Raw genomic sequence first — 22,380 nt, forward strand, 5'->3', positions numbered from 1 at the left:
AAATGCTAAAAAATGAAAAATAGAATATTAAGTAATAAGTTAAAATCAATCTTCATATGTAGCTCGCTTTTTATAGGTGCAATGGTTTTAATTACCAATTGCAATCCAGACGAAACACAAGATGTTACAAATTTTAACACATTATCCATGCAAGACGAGTTCGATGTGGATGGTGCACCAAATCCGGTTATATGGAATTATAATATTGGAACTGGTCAAAACGGATGGGGAAATAACGAACTTCAATATTATACAGACAGACCAGAAAATGTCATCGTAGAAGATGGTATGTTAAAAATAACTGCAATTCAAGAAGAGTTTGAAGGTTCTGGATATACGTCTGCAAGACTTTTAACCCAAGGACTTTTTGAACAAAAGTATGGACGCTTTGAAGCTAGGATGAAATTGCCTTACGGTAAAGGGATGTGGCCAGCATTTTGGCTATTAGGTGCCAATATTGATGAAGTTAGCTGGCCATTTTGTGGTGAAATTGATGTTATGGAAAATGGTGGTTCTAAACCAACGATTGTTAGTGGTGCAGTTCACGGACTAGGATATTCTGGAGGTAATGCTGTTGTAAAAGAATATGAATTTACTGATAGTCGTGTAGACTCTGAATTTCATATTTATGGTATAGAATGGGGACCGAATTATATCAACTATTATATTGATGATGTACTTTATAATCAAATCACTCCTGAAGATGTTACAGGTGACTGGGTTTTTAACGATGGTCCATTTTTTATCATAATAAATTTAGCCGTTGGTGGTGCTTTTGATGGTAATCCAAATGAAAACACAGTATTCCCACAAACAATGTATGTAGACTACGTAAGAGTCTATTCAGCTAATTAATAAAAAAAACTAAAGGTCAGGAGTTTTACAATCTTGACCTTTTTGACCCTTATCTATAAAATTTATAACTACGAATTACTAAGACATTGAAAGATATAGTTACACAAGATAGAGATGTAAGATTAGAGCCTATTACAATTAATGATAAGGCTTATTTTAAAATATCTAATAGTGATAAGATGCGTCCATTCTTTATGAGCATCGTTAGCGACTCTAACCATTGGATGTTTATATCAAGTAATGGAGGTTTAACTGCTGGAAGAAAGAATTCTGAATACGCATTATTTCCTTATTATTCAGATGATAAAATAACAGAGTCTTCTGAAATTACTGGGCCTAAAATAATTCTTCAAGTCACTAAAAATGATGATAGATTTATATGGGAACCTTTTTCTATCAGATTCCAAGATAAGTATACTATACGAAGAAACTTATACAAAAGCATTTATGGTAATGCCATAATTTTTGAAGAAGAAAATCTTGATTTAAATCTTACTTACAGGTACGAATGGTGTTCTAGTAATATCTACGGTTTTGTAAAAAAATCAACTTTAACAAATAATACTGAGCAATCTGTTGATGTAGAGTTTGTAGACGGAATTCAAAATGTAATGCCTTACGGTGTTAGTAGTGCTTTACAGAATGCAAGCAGTAACTTGGTAGATGCATATAAGAGAACTGAGTTAGTAGAAGAGTCTGGAGTTGGAATATTTGCATTAAGTGCTATTATAGTTGATAAAGCAGAGCCAAGTGAAGCGCTTAAGGCTAATATTGCTTGGTCTTTAGGTATTGATAATCCTAAGTATTTACTCTCTTCTTTACAGTTAGATGAATTTAGAAAATTTGGTAAGGTTAGACAAGAAACCGATGTTAAGGCTGAAAAAGGTGCTTACTTTGTTAATACAGCAATGCAGCTAAACCCAAAAGCATCTAACGATTGGGTTATTGTTGCTAATGTTAATCAAGATGCCTCAGACATTGTTGCCATTTCAAAACAAATAAAAACTGATAGCCAACTTTTAAATAAGGTTGAAGCCAATATTCAACTAGGTACAAAAAAGTTAATAAAGCTTAATGCATCATCAGATGGCTTGCAATTAACATCAGATAATTTTAGAGATACCAGACATTTTTCGAATACACTTTTTAATATAATGCGTGGTGGTATTTTTGATGATGGCTATAATATCGAAAAATGGGATTTTAAAAACTATTTAAAGAATGCCAACAAAGATGTCTGTCGTAATTGTGAACAATTGCTACAGGATTTGCCTGAAACATTTTCTTTACAGACATTAAGAAAATTTGCAAACTGGAATGATGATAAGGATTTTAAGAGGCTAGCTTTAGAATATTTACCACTAAAATTTAGTAGAAGACATGGTGATCCAAGTAGACCTTGGAATAAATTTTCTATAAATACACGAAGTGAAGTAGATGGTTCTAAAATCTTAGACTATGAAGGTAACTGGAGAGATATTTTTCAAAACTGGGAGGCGCTTGCCGCTTCTTATCCAGAGTTTATTGAAAATATGATTCATAAGTTCCTTAATGCTACCACTTTTGATGGCTATAATCCTTACCGAGTTACAAAAGGAGGATTTGATTGGGAAACCATTGAGCCAGACGATCCATGGTCTTACATAGGGTATTGGGGAGATCATCAAATCATATATTTATTGAAGTTTCTAGAGTTTATAGAAGACTATAATCCAGGGAAATTAGAAAGTTTCTTCTCTCAAGATATTTTTGTCTATGCTAATGTGCCTTATAGGATTAAAGTGCATCAAGATGTTTTAAATAATCCAAAGGATACTATAGAGTTTGATGAAGATTCTGACAAAGAAATACGATTAAAAAGAGACAAGATTGGTGCAGATGGAGCTTTGTTACAATACTCTAACGGAAAAGTTGTTAGAGCTAATTTTATAGAAAAGATTTTAGCAACAACTTTAGCTAAGCTTTCCAACTTTATACCAGAAGGAGGTATATGGATGAATACGCAAAGGCCAGAATGGAACGACGCCAATAATGCATTAGTTGGCAATGGTGTTTCTATGGTTACACTTTATTATCTCAGACGATTTTTAAAGTTTTTTGAAGGTGTTTTTCAAAATACTTCTGTAGATGAAATTGAAGTTTCTTCAGAGATTTCTGAATTTTTCAATGCTGTAAAATCTTCATTTAAGCAAAACGAATCCATTTTAAATAGTGAGATTGACGATGCTACAAGGAAACAATTATTAGACTTTCTAGGTATAGCAGGTAGTAATTTCAGGGAACATATCTATAATAACTCTTTCTCTGGTGATAAACTAAAAGTAAGTCTAAATGATATTTTAGATTTTACTAAGTCTGCGATTAAACACCTTGAACATTCTATAAGAGCTAACAAAAGAGAAGATAACCTCTACCATGCATACAACTTAATGACAGTTGAGGATGCTACTTCTGTATCCATATCTTATTTAGATGAAATGTTAGAAGGACAGGTAGCTGTATTAAGTTCTGGATATTTGAGTTCTCAAGAAAATCTAACCGTTTTAGATGGTCTTAAGCAGAGTAAGCTGTTTAGAGAAGATCAGTATAGTTATATACTATATCCTTATAAAAACCTTAAGGGTTTCATGGATAGAAATACGATTCCTTCAAGTTCAGTGCATAGTTCTAAACTGTTACAAACATTAGTGTCTGAAGGTAATACGCAAATTCTTAAAAAAGACAGTAATGGTGATTACCATTTTAACGGGAATTTCAAAAATGCAAATGATGTAGAACAGGCTTTAGAAAATCTTAGTGAGCCAGCTCATTTAGAATTAGCTAAATCAGAAAAACATAAAGTACTTCAAATTTTTGAAGATGTTTTTAATCATAAAGCATTTACAGGTCGTTCAGGTACGTTTTATGGTTATGAAGGCCTAGGTTCTATTTATTGGCATATGGTTTCAAAATTGCAATTAGCCGTAATGGAAGTTTGTCAAAGAGCCATTGCAGAAAATGAATCACCAGAAGTGATAGGTCGACTACTAGAGCATTACTACGAAATTAATGAGGGTATTGGAGTACACAAATCACCAGAGTTATATGGTGCTTTTCCAACCGATCCTTATTCACACACACCAGCAGGTAAAGGTGCCCAACAACCAGGAATGACAGGACAAGTAAAAGAGGATATTCTTAGTCGATTTGGAGAACTAGGTGTTTTTATGAATGACGGATTACTTGTTTTTAATCCTTGTATGCTTAGAAAAGATGAGTTTTTAAATGAAGCGCAAGTATTCAATTATATCAATGTAGATGGTGAAGAATCTACATTAAAAGTTGATGTCAACCAGTTGGTATTTACCTATTGCCAAGTGCCAGTGGTTTACAGTATCTCAAATGAATACAAAACCACTATATCATTTAAGGATGGTTCACAGCAAATCTTCGACCAAATGGAACTAGATAAGAAAACGAGTGAGAAAGTGTTCAGTCGTTCAGGAGATGTAGTGTCTATAACGGTTCATGTAAAAGAAGATCATTTAAAATAAAAGGTAACAATCATGAAAAAAAGAAAAATAATAGTATGTGTTTTATCTGTAATATTCATGATGTCTTGTAAAAATGAAAAGAAGGAAGAGTCTTTAACTCAAATTAAAAAAGAAGTGACAGCAAAAGATATATTAGGAAATCCAGATTATTTGGCTATTTCTTATGGAGGATATAGAGAAAAGACCAGAGACAGCCAGCCTACAATTGCAGAATTAAAAGAAGATTTAAAAATTCTTTCTGCTATGGGTGTTAAATTACTTAGAACATATAATGTTCAGTCAAAACTGCCTCATGCATCAAATGTTTTAAAGGCTATTTCAGAATTAAAAATTGAAGATGAAAATTTTGAGATGTACGTTATGCTTGGTGCTTGGATTGACTGTCTAAATGCATGGACAGGTAAAGAGCCAAATCATAATATAGAAAGTCCAAATAATGCTGGTGAGATTAAAAGAGCTGTGGCACTGGCAAATCAATATCCAGACATTGTGAAAATAATAGCTGTTGGCAATGAGGCTATGGTAAAATGGGCAACATCTTATTATGTACAGCCAGAAGTTATCTTAAAATGGGTAAAACATCTTCAGGAGCTAAAAAAACAAGAAAAATTACCTAAAGATCTTTGGATAACAAGCTCAGATGATTTTGCGTCTTGGGGAGGCGGTGAAGATAAGTATCATGTAGAGGATTTAAATGAATTGATAAAGTCAGTAGATTTTATCTCTATGCATACCTATCCTTATCACAATACCCACTATAACCCAGAGTTTTGGGGAGTGCCAGAAGCACATACCAATATGCCAGATACAACTAAAATAGAAATGGCTATGGAGCGTGCTTTAAAATTTGCTCAAAAGCAATACGACAGTGTTACCAATTACATGAAAAGCTTAGGTGTAAATAAACCAATTCATATAGGTGAGACAGGTTGGGCTACAACATCTACAGGACATTATGGTCCTAATGGTTCAAAAGCAACAGACGAATATAAACAAGGTTTGTATTATAAATTAATGCGGAGATGGACCAATAGAGCTGGTATTTCTTGTTTTTATTTTGAAGCTTTTAATGAGCAATGGAAGGATGCCCACAACCCAAATGGATCAGAAAATCATTTTGGATTATTTACGATAGAAGGAAAAGCCAAATACCCAATTTGGGATTTAGTTGACAAGGGAATTTTTGATAGATTAACAAGGAATGGTAATACCATAACTAAGACTTACAATGGCGATAAAAAAGCACTTCTTAAAGATGCTTTAGTGCCGCCATCTGAAGAAGAAATAATGGCAAATAGGTAACAAATGAAAGCGTTAAGAATTAGTGTTTATTGTCTTTTAATAGCAGCTATGAGTTGTAATACCCAACCCGAAGAATTAAAAGTTGAGATTTTCGAAACTTCAGCAAGTGGAAACCAATTAACTAAAGTTGAGCCTTTTGCTGTAGATGAGGAAGTTGATGTATTGCCAGTTATAAGAATTCTGCCAGACCTAAAATTTCAAACTATTACGGGATTTGGAGGAGCGTTTACAGAGTCGTCAGCATATTTGCTCAATAAATTAAGCCAAAAAAATAGAGATCTTATTTTAAAAGCTTATTTCAGTGAAGAAGGAGCTAATTATTCATTATGTAGAACACATATGAACTCTTGTGATTTTTCGCTAGATCATTATTCTTACACACCAACAGAAGATAAAGAGTTAAATGATTTTTCCGTTAAGGAAGATATGGACGATTTAATCCCAATGATTAAAGATGCTCAAGCTATTTCAAAAGATGGGTTTAAATTATTTGCTTCACCATGGACAGCGCCACCATGGATGAAAGACAATAAAGAATGGGTAGGTGGTAAGTTATTGCCAGAGTATTACCCAAGTTGGGCATTGTTCTTTTCAAAATATATAGAAGCCTATAAAGACCAAGGTATAGAACTTTGGGGTTTTACTGTAGAAAATGAACCTCACGGTAACGGAAACAATTGGGAAAGTATGCACTTTACACCAGAAGAAATGACTGATTTTGTTCAGCATCATTTAGGGCCAAAATTAGAGGCTGATGGCTATGGTGATAAAATCATTTTAGGTTACGATCAAAATAGAGCAGGTATAAAAGAATGGGTAGATGTAATGTATGCTACGGAGGAATCCTCAAAATATTATGACGGAACGGCAATTCATTGGTATGAAAGTACTTATGAGGTCTTTCCAGAAGATCTTCAATATGCCCACAATAAAGCACCAGGTAAATATCTTATAGAAACCGAAGGTTGTATAGATGATGAAGTGCCTGTTTGGAAAGACGATGCTTGGTATTGGAAAAAAGAAGCGACTGATTGGGGCTGGAAATGGGCTTCGGAAAAAGATAAATATCTGCATCCTAAATATGCACCAGCTAATCGCTATGCAAGAGATATCATAGGTTGTCTTAACAATTGGGTAGATGGTTGGGTAGATTGGAATATGGTACTCAACAAGCAAGGTGGTCCAAATTGGTTTAAAAACTGGTGTATTGCTCCAGTAATTGTAGATGAGGTAAATGATGAGGTATATTTTACTCCATTGTATTACATAATGACGCATTTTAGTAAATATATAAGGCCAGAAGCTAAGGTTTTAGGTTTAGACAAAACGGATAATGACATTATGGCCACAGCAGTAGAAAATCCTGATGGCTCTACAATTCTTGTAGTATTTAATGAAGGAAAGGAAGCTAAGAAATTTTACCTATGGCTTAATGGAAAAAGAACTACCATAAGTATAAATGGACAAGCCATTCAAACTATAGTAATGTAGAATAATTAACAAACGCATAATATTATGGCAGAAGTTAAAACAGCATCTAGAAATAAAGTACCATTAGGACAAAAAGCAGCTTTTGGTGCTGGTCATTTAATTAATAATTTAATTCCAGGGCTTTTAGGCGTATTTGTTTTTATATTAAAAACTGAAGCTTTTGGTATGGATCCTGCTTTAGCAGGTTTAATTGTAGGAATACCAAGGTTGTTTGATGCAATAACAGATCCTGTTATGGGTTATGTCTCCGACAACACAAGTTCTAAATATGGAAGACGTAGACCTTATATTTTTATAGGCGCAATATTTACAGGAATTGTCTTTGCCATATTGTGGCAGGTTAATGAAAATAATACAGAAATGTTCAATTTTTGGTATTTATTAATTTTTTCAATCCTGTTAATTTTTGGAAATACAATTTTCTCTACTCCATTAATTGCCTTGGGTTACGAAATGACATCAGACTATAAAGAAAGAACACGTCTTATGAGTTTTGCTAATACAATAGGACAGTTAGCATGGATGCTTGTTCCATTTCTTTACTTATTACTTCCTAATAAAGAGTTATTTAGTGACACTCCTGCTGCAGTAAGAACAATAGCTTTAATTGCTGGTGCAGTGATAATTTTATTAGGTATACTCCCTGCTTTTTTCTGTAGAGGAATAGACTCTAGTAATATGGAAGGTAGAGAAGATATTACATTCAAGAGTGTAATAAATAGTATGGGAAAAATCTTTAAAGGAATAAAATTAGTTCTTAAGAACAAGCCATTTGTTAAATTATGTGTTGCTACATTCTTGGTTTTTAATGGTTATCAGATAGTTGCTGAATTCGGATTATTTATAATTGCTTTTTACTTGTTCAATGGAGATTTTGGTGAGGCTGGCCTTTGGATGACTTTATTTCCTGCAGTCACAGCTGCATTTACAGCATTTATTGCCATTCCGATTATTAATTGGATGGCAAATAAATGGGGCAAAAAGAATGCTTTTATTTATGCAACAGCTATTTCGATAATTGGTTATACTTTAAAGTGGTGGGGATTTGATCCAGACAATGTTTACATGATTTTCTTACCAATCCCTTTAATGGCTTTTGGTATGGGATGTTTATTCACATTAATGATGTCGATGACAGCAGATGTTTGCGACCTTGACGAATTAGAGAATGGAATGCCTCGTAAAGAAGGTACTTTTGGAGCCATCTATTGGTGGATGATTAAAGTTGGGCAAGGTATAGCTTTAGTAACATCAGGTTTTATCCTGAAAGGTCTGGGATATGATTCAGAAGCAAGCACTCAAACCGCTAGTGCAATTATGGGAATGCGTATTACAGATATTGCACTTCCTGTGATTACTGCTGCTTTAGCAATCTGGGTAATGTGGAAATATAGCCTGTCAGAAGAGCGAGCAAGAGAAATTAAAGCTGAGCTTGTTGAGCGTAGAGGCGAATTATAAAACTTAGAAGAAAGAAGAACATGTCTTTAAGAAAAGAGAAATTTTTAGCATTGGCATCTATTGATTATGAAGGAATGTCAATTGAAGACTTAAGAAAGTTGTTTAGAAAAACTCTAAAATCTGGTATGCATGGTTTGTGTTCTAGTCCTTATGAAGAAGGTCAAGAGCCTGGCGATCAATTAACAGAAAGCCAAATACGTCGCCGTTTAGAAATAATGAAACCATATACTAAGTGGATACGATCTTTTTCATGTACAGAAGGTAATGAGCTTATTCCCAAAATAGCAAAAGAAATGGGAATGAAGACTCTGGTTGGCGCATGGCTTGGTGATGATGCCGAGATAAACAAAAACGAAATAGAAGGATTAATAAAGTTATGTCAAGAAGGAGTAGTTGATATTGCAGCAGTTGGTAATGAGGTAATGTATAGAGGAGATTTAACAGAAGAAGAATTGCTGAACAAAATTTACCATGTTAAGAGTGCTTTAAATAATACAGAAATCCCTATAGGTTATGTAGATGCCTATTACGAGTTTGAAGAAAGGCCTGCTATCACAGAGGCATGTGATATTATTCTTGCAAATTGCTATCCGTTTTGGGAAGGGTGTGATTTAGATTACTCTCTATTGTATATGAAAGATATGTACCAAAAAGCTCTAAGAGCAGGAAACGGTAAAAAAGTTATCATTACCGAAACAGGATGGCCAAGTGAAGGTACAAACCTGCAAGGTGCATTTCCATCAGAAGAAAATGCAATTAAGTATTTTATTAACACACAAAAATGGTCTAAAGAAGAAGGAATTGAAATATTCTATTTCTCATCCTTTGATGAATCTTGGAAAGTTGGAGGTGAAGGAGATGTTGGTGCTTTTTGGGGCATTTGGGACAAAAATGAAAAACTCAAGTACTAAAGTTTGTTTTGTAAACTTTGATTCTTGGTAAAAACATACACAACATTACCACTACAATTATAAAAATATCATTGAACAGGAATGACTTGAGTAATATGTAAGCCCAATATTTACGGTGACTTTAGGCGTATAAGTATTTGTTTACTAAATCGATTTCGTTGTATGATTTTTGTAAAGGTGAGATTTAGAAATATTCAATTTTAAATATATAGATTTACGAAATAAGCAATTATTAATCTAAAAAATTGCTTCAAATTGATAAATAACTAAAATAAACGATGATTATGAAAAAAATTACTTTTTTGCTTTTTCTTTTATCTAGTATTGTTTACTCACAGGTAAACCTTCAAGATTTTGAGGCTGGAACAAACGCTGCATCAGAAGAAATCTATGGAGGATTTGGTGGAGGTTTAACGGCAGCACTAGATGTTGATCCAACAAATGCTTCTAATCAAGTAGGTAGAATTGAAACAACTGCAGGCGGTGATGTTTGGCGAGGAATTTTTGTTAGACCTCAAACACATTATTTTGATTTAACTACAAACAAAGATGTTTCAGTAGATGTGTATTCTACATCAGCTGTTTATTTCTTGGGTAGAATACAAATAAATCAAAATGGAACTTCTGATGAGAATAGTTCTTCGGCTGTTCAGCATACAGGTTCTGGATGGGAAACTTTAACATTTTCATTTCCTGCGGCAAATGATGAGTACTATGAATTTGTAATGTATGCTAATGTAGATGCTACAGGTGCTTTTATTGATGGAGCACCTACTGTAATGACCGCTTACATAGACAATGTAACTGCTACTCAAGGTTCTGAGATACCATCATCTACTCAAAGCAATGTTACATTTAGTGTAGATATGAGTGAATATACAGGCTCTTTTACAGAGGTTAATGTTAACGGAACATTTAATGGTTGGTGTGGTTCGTGTAATCCAATGACTGATATGGGTAATGGTATCTGGGAAGTAACTTTACCATTACCAAACGGTGATATTGAATATAAGTTTACCGTTGATGGATGGACAGATCAAGAAAACTTTGCAGGAGGAGAGCCATGTACAGTAACGAATGGAGGATTTACAAATAGAGCCCTAGCAATATCTGAAGATATTACTTTAGATACAGTATGTTTTAATTCTTGTTTAGCTTGTGGTGTTCAACCTTCAGATTACAACGTAACGTTTAGCGTAGATATGAGTGATTATTCAGGTTCTTATACAGAAGTTAATCTAAACGGTTCTTTTAATGGTTGGTGTGGTTCGTGTAATGCAATGACAGATATGGGTAATGATATCTGGGAAATTACACTTCCTATAACTGAAGGTACAATTCAGTATAAATTTACTTTAGATGGTTGGACTGCTCAAGAAGAATTCGTTGGCGGAGAGTCTTGTACTATAACAGATGGTGGATTTACTAACAGAGTGTTAACTTTTTCTGCGGACACCATACTAGATACAGTATGTTTTAATTCTTGTGAGGCATGTCCAGAACCTATAGAAATTCCTGCACCTCCTGCAGCACCTACTTTTAATATGGCATCTGATTATTCAACAATTTATTCTTCATATGGTGAAGCTGTAGGGTTAGTACCATCTGCCTTTGCAGGAGCATCTGAGGAAACTGTGAGCATAGAAGGTGACGATGTAAAACAACTTACAATTCCAAATCCTGGAGGAGGGATGAACTTAGCGTTTGCACCACAAGATTTGGCAGCAGAAGGATTTACACATCTATACCTTAATTTTTACTATGATGGAACAGAAGAAATAGGTAAATTATTTAACTATCACTTACAAGGAGGAGGTGCAAATATCTTTGGGCAAATGTTTCTTGAGCCAACAGGAAGATCTAGTGACGGATGGCAAACTATTAATGTAGAAATTGCTAGTATGAATAATGGAGGTACAGATCCTACTAACGCTATTAGTTTAGTGCAAATAGTTGGTGCTGGTGGTACTTCGCCTTGGGGAGATTTATATATTGATAATGTTATTTTATATAAAGCAGGAACTCTAAGTTCTAATGATTTTGAATCTTTAGATTTTAAAGTATTCCCTAATCCTACGAATAATGATTGGAATCTTACAAGTACAGATATCATAAATTATGTAGTTGTTTACGATATTTTAGGTAAGCAGGTACTTTCTTTAAAACCAAATTCTAACGAAGTTGTCTTAGATGCTTCTTCATTAAGAACAGGTATTTATATAGCAAAAATTGAAGGAGATAATGGTTCTAAAACTATTAAGCTAGTAAAAGAATAAAAATAATTTATAACACATTATTAATAAAAAGCGTGTTTAGTAAGTAAGCACGCTTTTTTTATAACACGGATTATTCACTAAATTATAGTTGGTCAAACGAGGTTTTGAGGCTAAAGTTATGTGTGACACATTAAAATTAAATAATTATGAAAAAAAATACTTTTTTAAGTTTAGCCTTGTTACTACCATTTGTTATTATGGCTCAAGAACTACCATTAGATTTTGAAGTAGCAGAAGACGATAATTGGAGTCCTTTTAATGGTGCTACAGTAGCTGTAGTGACAGATCCAACTAATACTTCTAATCAAGTATTAGAATTAACAAGTAATGGTGTAGACTTTGATGGTGCATCTATTAACATGGGTGTCTACATTGATTTATCTAATGATAGTGACAATATTATAACCTTAGATTTTTGGGCACCAGATGCAACCAATAGAACACATTTACTAAAACTAGAAGGCGCATCTAGCCCACCTGTAGCAACGGAACTTTATTTTAATACTTCAGCTGCAGGATGGCAAACCATAACCCTAGATTTTGGCTCTAATTTAGCAAACGACTATCCAATTTTAGTGCTTTTCGCAGATTCGGGTCCAGGTAATACAGCATCTGGCATCTATTACATAGATAATATAAATGGTCCAAACGGGGCAGTAATACCACCAGACCCAATACCATCTGGACCAGCTAATCTCCCTAATGTATCAAACGCTGAAGTATATAGTATCTATAACGATAATTCAGGTTTTACAAATAACTTTCCGGTTGCTTATGATTTTGGTACTCTTTCTGGCGAGCCAGACTTAGACCCTTCAGCTACAGAGAACAAGGCTCTTAAGTTTAATTTTGGGGTTGCTGGTTGGGGACAAGGCGAAGGTGGTCCTGATGATGTGTCTTCGTACAACTTTGTCTCATTTGATTATTGGGCTGGTCCAGCGGTTGTTGGTTTTGATTTTGTATTAATAAGTAACAATGGTGCAGTAACTGAGCATAAGTACCAAATCAGTATTCAAGAACCTATTGTAAATGAAACCTGGACTAAAGTTCAAATTCCAATGTCATTTTTCACAAATATTGGTTTCGCAGATACAGCACTTTGGCAATGGAAGTTTAGTCCACTTAATGATAGTGTAGACAATAGTGGTATTGTGTATGTGGATAACATAATTTTTACTCAAAACCTACTTTCAGTTAAGGAATTTGGTAATGAGCAATTTAGTGTGTCTCCAAACCCAACAAGCTCAACTTGGAATATCAATTCTAATCGTCAAATTATTAAAGCGGTTTGGATTTATGACATTCTTGGTAAAGAAGTACTTACATTAACGCCTAATTCTGCAGAGGTTTCTATAAATGCTTCTTCATTAAGAGCAGGTATTTATATAGCAAAAATTAAAGGACATAATGGTTGTAAAACTATTAAGTTAGTTAAAGAGTAGCTTATCAAAGCTTACAAAATTGATTTCTAAAAAGCGTGTTTATACATTAAATACGCTTTTTTAGTGATATAGATGTATATTGTTATAATTTTATATAAAAAAAAGTAATGTTTAGAAGTATATGCTACTATAGCATACTGATTATTTTATTTTTTGGATGTTCTCAAAAAAACACAACTATATCAAATGACATTGATAAAGTAGCTAATGACCTTATTAACGAGACAAGTCCATACTTGCTTCAACACGCATATAATCCTGTGAAGTGGAAAGCTTGGAACAATAAGTCGTTACAATTGGCTAAAGATGAAAACAAATTGATTATAGTGTCAGTAGGATATTCTGCATGTCATTGGTGTCATGTTATGGAAGAAGAAAGTTTTGAAAACGATTCTGTTGCAAAACTAATGAATGAAAACTTTATTAATATTAAAGTAGATCGTGAAGAGCGACCAGATGTAGATCAGATATACATGAATGCTGTTCAGTTAATGACAGGGAGTGGAGGCTGGCCTTTAAATTGCATAACCTTACCAGATGGAAGACCGGTTTTTGGAGGTACATATTTTACCAAAGTACAATGGATTAAAATATTGAAAGAGATATCTGAGCTCTATAAGGCTAATCCAGACAAGGTGATTTCTTATGCAGAGAAACTCACTGAAGGAGTAAAAAACTCGGACTTAATAACAGTAAAAAAAGAGCCTGTTCAATTTAACGCTGAAGCATTAGAGATTGCAGTTGAGGAGTTGAAGAAATCATTAGATTATAAGTTTGGAGGACAAAAAGGCGAGCCAAAGTTTCCTATGCCTACAAACTTAAACTTTTTATTACGTTATAGTTTTCATAATAATGACGAAGCACTAAAAAAGTACGTTTTAAATTCTTTAGATAAAATCGCTAATGGTGGTATATATGATCATGTTGGAGGTGGTTTTTCAAGATATGCTGTAGATGAAAAATGGCATATTCCGCATTTTGAAAAAATGCTTTATGATAATGCTCAATTGGTCAGTATTTATTCCAAAGCATATAAGTTAACTAAGAACGAAAATTATAAAAGAGTAGTTAATGAAACATTAAGTTTTGTAGATTCTGAGTTTTCTTCTGATGAAGGTGCATTTTTTTCCTCTTTAGATGCTGATAGTGGTAATGATAGTAATGAGTTAAAAGAAGGGGCTTATTACGTTTGGTCAGAAGAAGAGTTGAAAATAATTTTAGGAGAAGATTTTAATTTATTTAAACATTACTATAACATTAATGCTACAGATAGATGGGAAGAAGGAAAGTATGTTTTGTCTAGGACTTTAAGCGATGAAGATTTTGCCAAGAATTATCACTTAAGTATTACGACTTTAGATTCTAAACGAAAAAGTTGGAAAGATAAACTAAATGAGGAAAGAAGTAAAAGAAGTAAGCCAAGGTTAGATGATAAAGTACTAACATCTTGGAATGCTATGATGATCAAAGCATATGTTGATGCATTTAACGCTACAGGTCATGAAACGTATTTGAATAGAGCAATTAATAATGCGAATTTTATAAAAAATAATCAACTAAAAAAGGATGGTTCTTTATACCACAGTTACAAAGATGGTAAAAGTACAATAGAAGGATTTTCAGAAGATTATGCACACTCAATTTTGGCATTTATAGAGTTATATCAAGCCACATTAAACGAAGAATGGTTAATTACAGCCAAAGATTTAATGGATTATTCCATAAATTATTTTTTAGATAAGGAAACAAGTATGTTCTACTTTACCAAAAAAGGTCCTTCAAATTTAATAGCGAGAAAAACAGACGTTTATGATGGTGTTATTCCATCATCCAACTCTATCTTAGCAGAGAACTTGTTTAAACTAGGACATTATTTTTCAAATAACAGGTATCTAGACTTGGCAAATCAGATGCTTAAAAATGTAAATGACAATTTAATAGAGGTTCCTTCAGGTTTCACCAACTGGCTGTTTCTGTATTTAAATTATTCAAACCCTTACTATGAGGTGGCAATTTCTGGTGAGAATGCAAAAGATATTTTAAAAGAGTTTAACACAACTTATATTCCTAATATTCTAGTTTCAGGTTCAATAACAGAGAGTGACTTACCATTGTTAAAAAATAAGTTTAATAAAGAAGAAACATTAGTGTATGTTTGTGTAAATGGAACATGTAAACTACCAGTAAATACAACAGAAAAGGCTTTAAGTCAGATTTTAAAATAAGGCAATATGACTACACTAAAAGAATTAGCAAAACTCTTAAATATTTCGGTATCCACAGTTTCTAAAGCACTTAATGATAGCCATGAGATTAGTGAGAATACTAAAAGGCGTGTTAATGAGTTGGCCGATAAGCTTAATTATAAACCTAATCGTATAGCACAACAACTAAAGAGTAATAAAACAAAAACTATAGGCGTAATTTTACCAACGGTAACAAACCCATTTTTTGCTGAAGTTTTACATGGTATTGAGACAAACGCAACAAAAAACAAGTATGATATTATTGTGTGCCTGTCTGATGAATCATTATCTAAAGAGGAGCGTAGTTTAGAATTATTATCTAATGGCAGTGTAGATGGATTTATTATGGCAGTAGCCAGAGAAAGTCAAGTTGAAGAGCATACAAAGCATATAACTAAAGCTATTCAGAATAAAATACCAGTCTTAATGTTCGATAGGGTTGTTAATGAAATATCATGTGATAAAGTAGTGGTAGATGATTTTCAGTCAGTATATGAAGCGACTCAGTATTTAATTCATAAAGAAAAAAGAAAACATATTTTATTGGTTAGTAATATTGAAGAGCTCAGTGTTGGGAAGTTAAGAATAAAGGGTTACCAGAAAGCCATTGATGAGGCTAGTCTAAAATCTAATATTTTAAAGCTCAGTAAGGTTGATAATGTAGAAAAGTATATATATAATTACCTTAATGATAATCCTAAAACGGATGCTATTGTGTCCATTGATCATATTACAGGTATTATTGCGATTAACATGGCTAAGAAAATCGGAAAGACAATTCCTGAAGATTTATCTGTTATTGGTTTTGGTTACGAACATACACAGTTATTGTCTAGTCCTAAGATTTCAATAATTCATCAAAAAGCTTATGAGATAGGTGAGATGTCTGTAAAATTGCTAATTGAAAATTTACAGTCTGATAATCATAAATTACAGACTATTGTGGTGCCTAGTGAACTTAAACTCGGCGAGTCAACTAAATAAATTATAAAATAAAAAAAGCCCGATACATGTATCGGGCTTTTTTTATTTTAAACAAGGATTTTATTAGTGTCCTTTCATTTTGTCAGCTGCGTCTTTACCAGCTTCTTTCACTTTATCAACCGCATCATTTGCAGCATCTTTAGCGTCTTTAGCCATTTCTTCAGCACCTTCTTTAACGCTATCTACAGCATCGTTAGCAGCGTCCTTAGCGTCATCCATTGCTTCACCTGCTTTATCAGCGGCATCGTCAGCAGCATCTTTAACGTCGTCTACAGCGTCTTTAGCGGCATCTTTAGCGTCATCCATTGCTTCACCTGCTTTATCAGCAGCATTCTCAACAGCATCTTCAGCCTTTTCCTTAGTTTCTCTACAAGAGTTTAATGATAAGCCTAAAAATGCAACCAAGGCTAAACTTAATACAACTTTTTTCATTTTAATAGTTTTAGTGTTAATTGTTGTTAATGCACTAATTTAACAAAATATGCGAAACTTTAACAAAATTTCAACATTTATTAATTGTGCGACCTCATGATATACGGATATAATCGAGTATTTGGATGACTGCTCCTTTATTTTTTTCGACATAATTTTTATTAATCTGTCCTTGATTCTCTCTTAGTGATGAATTAGAGATTAAAACATCTAATTTAGAATTTAATTCATTTGAGTTAGAGACAGAAGTAACACCATCAAGTTCAATAAGTGCTTTTGCCTCAGGGAATTTATTGTAGTTTTTACCAATTATAATAGGTGAGCCAAATACCGCAGGCTCTAAAATATTGTGTAAGCCTGTTGTGCCAGCTGCACCACCAACATATACAATGTCGGCATAACTGTAAACTTTACTGAGATATCCAATGGTGTCTAAAATGAAAACATTATAACTTGATAGTTTTTTTTCGTTAGATAATTCAGAAAAACAAATCGATTTGCTCTTTATTTGAGATTTAAGGGATTGGATATATCCAGATTTTATATTGTGTGGAGCGATTACAACTTTAATGTCGTTAAAATCTAGTTGATTAATATAGTCCATGTAAAGTTTGTCATCTTCAGGCCAAGTACTACCAAAAACAATACATAAGCTATCTTGCTTAAATTTTTCAATAAACTCAACTGAGTTATCAATTTTTAATTGATTACTAACACGATCAAATCTTGTATCTCCAGAGACTGAAACGTTTTTGTAGTTAATACTTTCTAGAAGGATTTTTGAATCCTCATTCTGAGTGAAAATATGATCGAAAGAAAATAATGCTTTTTTCATAAAACTACCATAACCTCTAAAGAAGGCTTGGTTTTTTCTAAAGACAGCCGAAATAAGAATAGCTTTATGATTTCTCTTTTTTAGTTCTAGTAAAAAGTTTGGCCAAATCTCATATTTTACAAAAATTGTGTAATTAGGTTTTACAATTTCTAAAAAACGTTTGGCATTATTTTTTGTATCCAAAGGCAAGTAAACAACAACATTAGCAATTTTTGAGTTCTTTCTTACTTCATAGCCAGAAGGTGAAAAAAAGGAAAGTACTACCTTAAAGTCAGGATGTCTTTTTACCAATTGTTCAAAAACAGGCAGACCTTGCTCGTATTCACCAAGAGAAGCACAGTGAAACCAAAACGTCTTATCATTAGCGGTTATAGAAGATTTTAAGACTTTAAAAGTTTCTTTTCTGCCATCAACGCCTTGCTTTAATTTAGAGTTAAATAGGGCAAGAAGTTTTACAATTAAACCTGCAAAATAAATTCCTATTGAATAGAGTAGTCTCAATAATTTAGATTTGTGCTAAAATACATTTCTTTCAATTAATTGCATTGGCTTAGCGGTTACAATTTTGTATTTTCGCCTGTAGCATTGTTAAAAATGCATTTCAGAATTTATTATAATCCTTCACGGAATGAGAAAAATACAAATGGTTGACCTTCAGAGTCAATATGCAAAAATAAAAGACGTTGTAGATCCTTCAATTCAAGAAATTTTAGAAAGTGCAGCATTTATAAATGGGCCAAAGGTTCATCAATTTCAAAAGAACTTAGAAAACTATCTTGGTGTAAAACATGTTATACCATGTGCCAATGGTACAGATGCATTACAGATTGCCATGATGGGTTTAGGTCTTAAGCCAGGTGATGAGGTAATCACTGCAGATTTTACATTTGCAGCAACTGTTGAGGTTATTGCTTTGTTGCAGTTAACACCTGTTTTGGTAGATGTAGATCCTATAACTTTTAATATTGATGTAGCAGCTATTGAGAAAGCAATTACACCAAAAACTAAAGCTATAGTGCCTGTGCATTTGTTTGGTTTAGCTGCTGATATGGATGCGATTATGGCTTTGGCAGAAAAGCATAATCTGTATGTTATTGAAGATAATGCACAAGGAATTGGTGCCAATTATACACATAAAGATGGTTCAAAAACCAAAACAGGAGCTCTTGGTCATGTCGCGTCAACTTCGTTCTTTCCGTCTAAAAATTTAGGTTGCTATGGGGATGGAGGAGCAATTTTTACAAACGATGACGATTTAGCACATACTATAAGAGGAATTGTAAACCATGGAATGTACAAACGTTATCATCATGACGTGGTTGGTGTAAATTCTAGATTAGATTCTATACAAGCAGCAGTTTTAGATGCAAAATTGCCACATTTAGATAGTTATAATGAAGCAAGACGAAACGCAGCAAGAAAATACACTGAAGCTTTTAAAGATCATCCTAAAATCACAACACCATCAGGTAGAACAACCTGCGATGGTATCTGTGATACTTGCGATTGTCATGTGTTTCATCAATATACATTAAATCTAAAAGATGTAGATAGAGATGCTTTAGTTGCACATTTACAAGAACATAATATACCTTGTGGCGTGTATTATCCAATTCCGCTTCACCTCCAAAAAGCTTACCAGGATGAACGTTACAAAGAAGAAGACTTTAAAGTAACAAATCAGCTCGTTAAATCAGTAATTTCATTACCAATGCATACGGAATTGGATGACGAGCAAATTGAATTTATTACGACAACCGTTTTAAATTTTATTAATAAAAATTAATGATGAAAGTATTAGTAACAGGTGGCTTAGGTTTTATAGGGTCTCACACAGTAGTTGAGCTTCAAAATAAAGGCTTTGAGGTTGTAATCATAGATAATTTAAGCAATTCTTCTATAGATGTTTTAGACGGTATTGTTGCCATAACGGGTGTAAAACCACATTTTGAGAAACTAGATCTTAAAGAAAAGATTGATGTTGTTCAATTTTTTGAAAAGCATAATGATATCGTTGGTGTTATTCATTTTGCAGCAAGTAAAGCGGTTGGTGAGAGTGTTAAAGAGCCTTTAATGTATTATGAAAATAATATTGGGACACTTGTTTATATGCTACAAGAAGTTTCAAAATTAGATAAGCAAAACTTTATCTTCAGCTCATCATGTACTGTTTACGGTCAGGCAGATGAGCTACCTATTACTGAAAATGCACCGGTAAAACCTGCAGAATCTCCTTATGGTAATACCAAACAAATTGGCGAAGAAATTATAAGAGATACGTGTAAAATAAATGATAAACTAAATAGTATAGCTTTAAGATATTTTAATCCCATAGGTGCACATCCTACGGCTGAGATAGGAGAATTGCCAATTGGTGTGCCACAAAATTTAGTGCCATATATAACGCAAACAGGTATTGGTATGCGCGAGCAACTATCAGTTTTTGGTGGCGATTATGAAACACCAGATGGTACATGTATTAGAGATTACATTCATGTAGTAGATTTAGCAAAAGCGCATGTTATAGCATTAGAACGTTTGCTGGAAGAAAAAAATCTTTCAAATTACGAAGTCTTTAATCTAGGAACCGGAAAAGGAAGTTCAGTTTTAGAAGCGATTCAGTCTTTTGATAGGGTTTCAGGTAAAAGCTTAAAATATCAAATTGTTGGCAGGAGAGAAGGCGATATTACAGCTGCTTATGCAGACACAACAAAGGCTAATGATGTTTTAGGCTGGAAAACAGAACTTACTTTAGATGATGCTATGGCTTCAGCTTGGAAGTGGGAACAGAAAATAAGAAATAAGTAAAATCAATAACTATGAAAACTCTACTCAGTATTTTAGCATTTGTATTTTCAATTGTTTTGACAGCACAAAACACTTATCTGCATTGTGGAAAACTAATAGATACTGAGTCTGGTAAAGTACTTACCGAGCAAACAATTATAGTATCAGGTAATAAAATAGTTTCGGTTAATAAGGGTTATCAAAATCCAGAAAATACCGAAGACACTGTCGTAGATTTAAAATCTAAAACGGTAATGCCAGGCCTTATAGATATGCATGTGCATATTGAAAGTGAAACCAACCCTAAATCATATCTTGAAGATTATACATTAAATGATGCTGATGTTGCTTTTAATTCTGTACAGTATGCAGAAGTTACTCTTATGAATGGCTTTACAACTGTGAGAGATTTAGGAGGTACAGGTGTTAATGTGTCTTTAAGAAATGCAATCAATGCAGGAAAAGTAAAAGGACCAAGAATTTTTACAGCAGAAAAAGCTCTTGCTACTACTGGTGGACATGCAGACCCTACAAATGGAGCAAGTAGAGAATTAATGGGTAATCCTGGTCCTAAAGAAGGAGTAGTGAATGGAGTGGACGATGCCAAAAAAGCAGTAAGGCAGCGTTATAAAAATGGTGCTGACTTAATTAAGATAACTGCAACTGGAGGTGTACTCAGTGTAGCTAAAAGTGGACAGAATCCACAATTTACAATAGAAGAAATAAAGGCTATTTGCGAAACAGCCAAAGACTATGGATTTCATGTAGCAGCACATGCACATGGCGATGAAGGTATGAAGCGGGCTATTTTAGGAGGAGTAAAAACTATTGAGCATGGTACTTTAATGAGTGATGAAACCATGACCCTTATGAAGATACATGATGTTTACTTGGTACCAACAATTACTGCAGGTAAATTTGTGTCCGATAAAGCTAAGATACCAGGCTACTACCCAGAAGTTGTTGTGCCAAAAGCTTTAGATATTGGTCCAAAAATTCAAGATATGTTTGGCCGAGCTTATAATGCTGGCGTTGGTATTGCTTTTGGAACTGATGCAGCAGTTTTTTACCATGGTGAAAACGGAAAGGAATTTGGTTATATGGTAGAAGCAGGAATGCCAGCTATCGAGACCATTCAAAGTGCTACAGTTACCAATGCAATGATTCTTAAAATGGAAGACCAGCTAGGTCAAATAAGAGAAGGGTTTTTAGCAGATATTATTGCGGTAAATGATGATCCTACAAAAAATATCTCTACAATGGAGAATGTTGTTTTTGTCATGAAAGAAGGGGTTATTTACAAAAACTAGACAATCTTACTTTACTTTTTTTATTATTAATATTTTAATGTTGTATAACATTTGTTAAGAATGTTTTAATGATTTTAATACTTGATTTTCAATATGATAATCAAAAAAAGACTTAACTAGTTTTTAACACTTATTTCTTGGGATTGCCTCTTAGTCTTTGTTGTTTTGTGTCTAATGATAATTGAATTATAATGAAATTGATAAGCATTAAACGAGAAACAAAGCAAGAAGGAAGATTCTCTAAAAAGATGGGTGTACTGTCCACAAAAGTCACTTACATAAAAAAACAATTCTTAAGTATTCCTTACAAAACCCTTCATAAATATCGCGAAACTTATTACGGAGAGGTTAAAGATTGTGAAGACTGTCAACTTGCGAGATAGTTAGTATTTTACACTTTTTTATGTCTTAGAAAAGGTAAACTTTTATCGGATTTTACACTTTTTTTACCTATTTAAGAAATTTTTAAGAACTTATTACGACTGATAACTATAACTTTAAAAGTAACTACGAAGTTA

At 33.4% G+C, this 22,380-nt stretch carries 16 protein-coding genes; 14 read left to right on the top strand and 2 right to left on the bottom strand.

What is annotated here, in order from left to right:
• The first annotated feature begins 12 nt into the window (after positions 1–12).
• The 10 genes from ACXAFS_RS10835 to ACXAFS_RS10880 all read left to right on the top strand — a co-directional run bounded on the left by ACXAFS_RS10835 (position 13) and on the right by ACXAFS_RS10880 (position 16,498).
• On the top strand, positions 13–855 hold the full coding sequence (locus ACXAFS_RS10835; RefSeq protein ID WP_475306924.1) for a glycoside hydrolase family 16 protein: 843 nt from the start codon (positions 13–15) through the stop codon (positions 853–855).
• An 86-nt stretch (positions 856–941) separates the two neighbouring features.
• Entirely contained in the window at positions 942–4,388 is a 3,447-nt protein-coding gene (locus ACXAFS_RS10840) for a hypothetical protein (protein ID WP_475306925.1), read from the top strand.
• Between the two features lie 12 nt (positions 4,389–4,400).
• Entirely contained in the window at positions 4,401–5,690 is a 1,290-nt protein-coding gene (locus ACXAFS_RS10845; RefSeq protein WP_475306927.1) for a glycosyl hydrolase family 17 protein, read from the top strand.
• A gap of 3 nt (positions 5,691–5,693) precedes the next feature.
• Positions 5,694–7,181, top strand: a complete 1,488-nt coding sequence (locus ACXAFS_RS10850; protein ID WP_475306928.1) for a glycoside hydrolase family 30 protein — start codon at positions 5,694–5,696, stop codon at positions 7,179–7,181.
• Between the two features lie 24 nt (positions 7,182–7,205).
• Positions 7,206–8,639 (top strand): MFS transporter, encoded by a 1,434-nt coding sequence (locus ACXAFS_RS10855; protein WP_475306929.1) that lies wholly within the window; start codon positions 7,206–7,208, stop codon positions 8,637–8,639.
• Between the two features lie 20 nt (positions 8,640–8,659).
• Positions 8,660–9,550: a glycoside hydrolase family 17 protein gene (locus tag ACXAFS_RS10860; RefSeq protein WP_475306931.1), complete on the top strand. Its 891-nt coding sequence runs from the start codon at positions 8,660–8,662 to the stop codon at positions 9,548–9,550.
• A gap of 284 nt (positions 9,551–9,834) precedes the next feature.
• Positions 9,835–11,826, top strand: coding sequence for a T9SS type A sorting domain-containing protein (locus tag ACXAFS_RS10865; RefSeq protein ID WP_475306932.1), 1,992 nt, complete (start codon positions 9,835–9,837; stop codon positions 11,824–11,826).
• A 146-nt stretch (positions 11,827–11,972) separates the two neighbouring features.
• Entirely contained in the window at positions 11,973–13,268 is a 1,296-nt protein-coding gene (locus ACXAFS_RS10870) for a T9SS type A sorting domain-containing protein (protein WP_475306933.1), read from the top strand.
• Between the two features lie 107 nt (positions 13,269–13,375).
• Complete coding sequence (locus tag ACXAFS_RS10875) at positions 13,376–15,493, top strand: thioredoxin domain-containing protein (RefSeq protein ID WP_475306934.1); 2,118 nt, start codon at positions 13,376–13,378, stop codon at positions 15,491–15,493.
• Between the two features lie 6 nt (positions 15,494–15,499).
• On the top strand, positions 15,500–16,498 hold the full coding sequence (locus tag ACXAFS_RS10880) for a LacI family DNA-binding transcriptional regulator (protein WP_475306936.1): 999 nt from the start codon (positions 15,500–15,502) through the stop codon (positions 16,496–16,498).
• A 63-nt stretch (positions 16,499–16,561) separates the two neighbouring features.
• Here ACXAFS_RS10880 and ACXAFS_RS10885 read toward each other — a convergent pair whose 3' ends face one another.
• Both ACXAFS_RS10885 and ACXAFS_RS10890 read right to left on the bottom strand, forming a co-directional pair.
• A complete protein-coding gene (locus tag ACXAFS_RS10885; RefSeq protein WP_475306937.1) occupies positions 16,562–16,930 on the bottom strand; it encodes a hypothetical protein in 369 nt (122 codons plus the stop codon).
• A 94-nt stretch (positions 16,931–17,024) separates the two neighbouring features.
• Positions 17,025–18,266, bottom strand: coding sequence for a 3-deoxy-D-manno-octulosonic acid transferase (locus ACXAFS_RS10890; RefSeq protein ID WP_475306938.1), 1,242 nt, complete (start codon positions 18,264–18,266; stop codon positions 17,025–17,027).
• Positions 18,267–18,393: 127 nt separating this feature from the next.
• Here ACXAFS_RS10890 and ACXAFS_RS10895 point away from each other — a divergent pair, with 127 nt between their 5' ends.
• The 4 genes from ACXAFS_RS10895 (at position 18,394) to ACXAFS_RS10910 (ending at position 22,245) form a co-directional block, all read left to right on the top strand.
• Positions 18,394–19,551, top strand: a complete 1,158-nt coding sequence (locus ACXAFS_RS10895) for a DegT/DnrJ/EryC1/StrS family aminotransferase (protein WP_475306940.1) — start codon at positions 18,394–18,396, stop codon at positions 19,549–19,551.
• A complete protein-coding gene (gene galE, locus ACXAFS_RS10900; RefSeq protein ID WP_475306941.1) occupies positions 19,551–20,573 on the top strand; it encodes a UDP-glucose 4-epimerase GalE in 1,023 nt (340 codons plus the stop codon). Before ACXAFS_RS10895 ends, galE begins: the two co-directional genes overlap by 1 nt.
• Before the next feature lie 11 nt (positions 20,574–20,584).
• On the top strand, positions 20,585–21,862 hold the full coding sequence (locus ACXAFS_RS10905; protein WP_475306942.1) for a metal-dependent hydrolase family protein: 1,278 nt from the start codon (positions 20,585–20,587) through the stop codon (positions 21,860–21,862).
• 191 nt (positions 21,863–22,053) lie between these two features.
• Positions 22,054–22,245 carry a hypothetical protein gene (locus ACXAFS_RS10910; RefSeq protein ID WP_076620009.1) on the top strand — a complete coding sequence of 64 codons (192 nt, stop codon included), beginning with the start codon at positions 22,054–22,056 and terminating at the stop codon, positions 22,243–22,245.
• The last annotated feature ends 135 nt before the right edge of the window (positions 22,246–22,380 follow it).

This window comes from Winogradskyella sp. ABM4_392 (assembly GCF_056160445.1).

What these genes read in the sequence shown, in the direction of transcription:
- ACXAFS_RS10835 (WP_475306924.1), top strand. Translation starts at nt 13, where the DNA reads ATGAAAAATAGAATATTAAGTAATAAGTTAAAATCAATCTTCATATGT.
- ACXAFS_RS10845 (WP_475306927.1), top strand. Translation starts at nt 4,401, where the DNA reads ATGAAAAAAAGAAAAATAATAGTATGTGTTTTATCTGTAATATTCATG.
- ACXAFS_RS10850 (WP_475306928.1), top strand. Translation starts at nt 5,694, where the DNA reads ATGAAAGCGTTAAGAATTAGTGTTTATTGTCTTTTAATAGCAGCTATG.
- ACXAFS_RS10855 (WP_475306929.1), top strand. Translation starts at nt 7,206, where the DNA reads ATGGCAGAAGTTAAAACAGCATCTAGAAATAAAGTACCATTAGGACAA.
- ACXAFS_RS10860 (WP_475306931.1), top strand. Translation starts at nt 8,660, where the DNA reads ATGTCTTTAAGAAAAGAGAAATTTTTAGCATTGGCATCTATTGATTAT.
- ACXAFS_RS10865 (WP_475306932.1), top strand. Translation starts at nt 9,835, where the DNA reads ATGAAAAAAATTACTTTTTTGCTTTTTCTTTTATCTAGTATTGTTTAC.
- ACXAFS_RS10870 (WP_475306933.1), top strand. Translation starts at nt 11,973, where the DNA reads ATGAAAAAAAATACTTTTTTAAGTTTAGCCTTGTTACTACCATTTGTT.
- ACXAFS_RS10875 (WP_475306934.1), top strand. Translation starts at nt 13,376, where the DNA reads ATGTTTAGAAGTATATGCTACTATAGCATACTGATTATTTTATTTTTT.
- ACXAFS_RS10880 (WP_475306936.1), top strand. Translation starts at nt 15,500, where the DNA reads ATGACTACACTAAAAGAATTAGCAAAACTCTTAAATATTTCGGTATCC.
- ACXAFS_RS10885 (WP_475306937.1), bottom strand. Translation starts at nt 16,930, where the DNA reads ATGAAAAAAGTTGTATTAAGTTTAGCCTTGGTTGCATTTTTAGGCTTA.
- ACXAFS_RS10895 (WP_475306940.1), top strand. Translation starts at nt 18,394, where the DNA reads ATGAGAAAAATACAAATGGTTGACCTTCAGAGTCAATATGCAAAAATA.
- galE (WP_475306941.1), top strand. Translation starts at nt 19,551, where the DNA reads ATGATGAAAGTATTAGTAACAGGTGGCTTAGGTTTTATAGGGTCTCAC.
- ACXAFS_RS10905 (WP_475306942.1), top strand. Translation starts at nt 20,585, where the DNA reads ATGAAAACTCTACTCAGTATTTTAGCATTTGTATTTTCAATTGTTTTG.
- ACXAFS_RS10910 (WP_076620009.1), top strand. Translation starts at nt 22,054, where the DNA reads ATGAAATTGATAAGCATTAAACGAGAAACAAAGCAAGAAGGAAGATTC.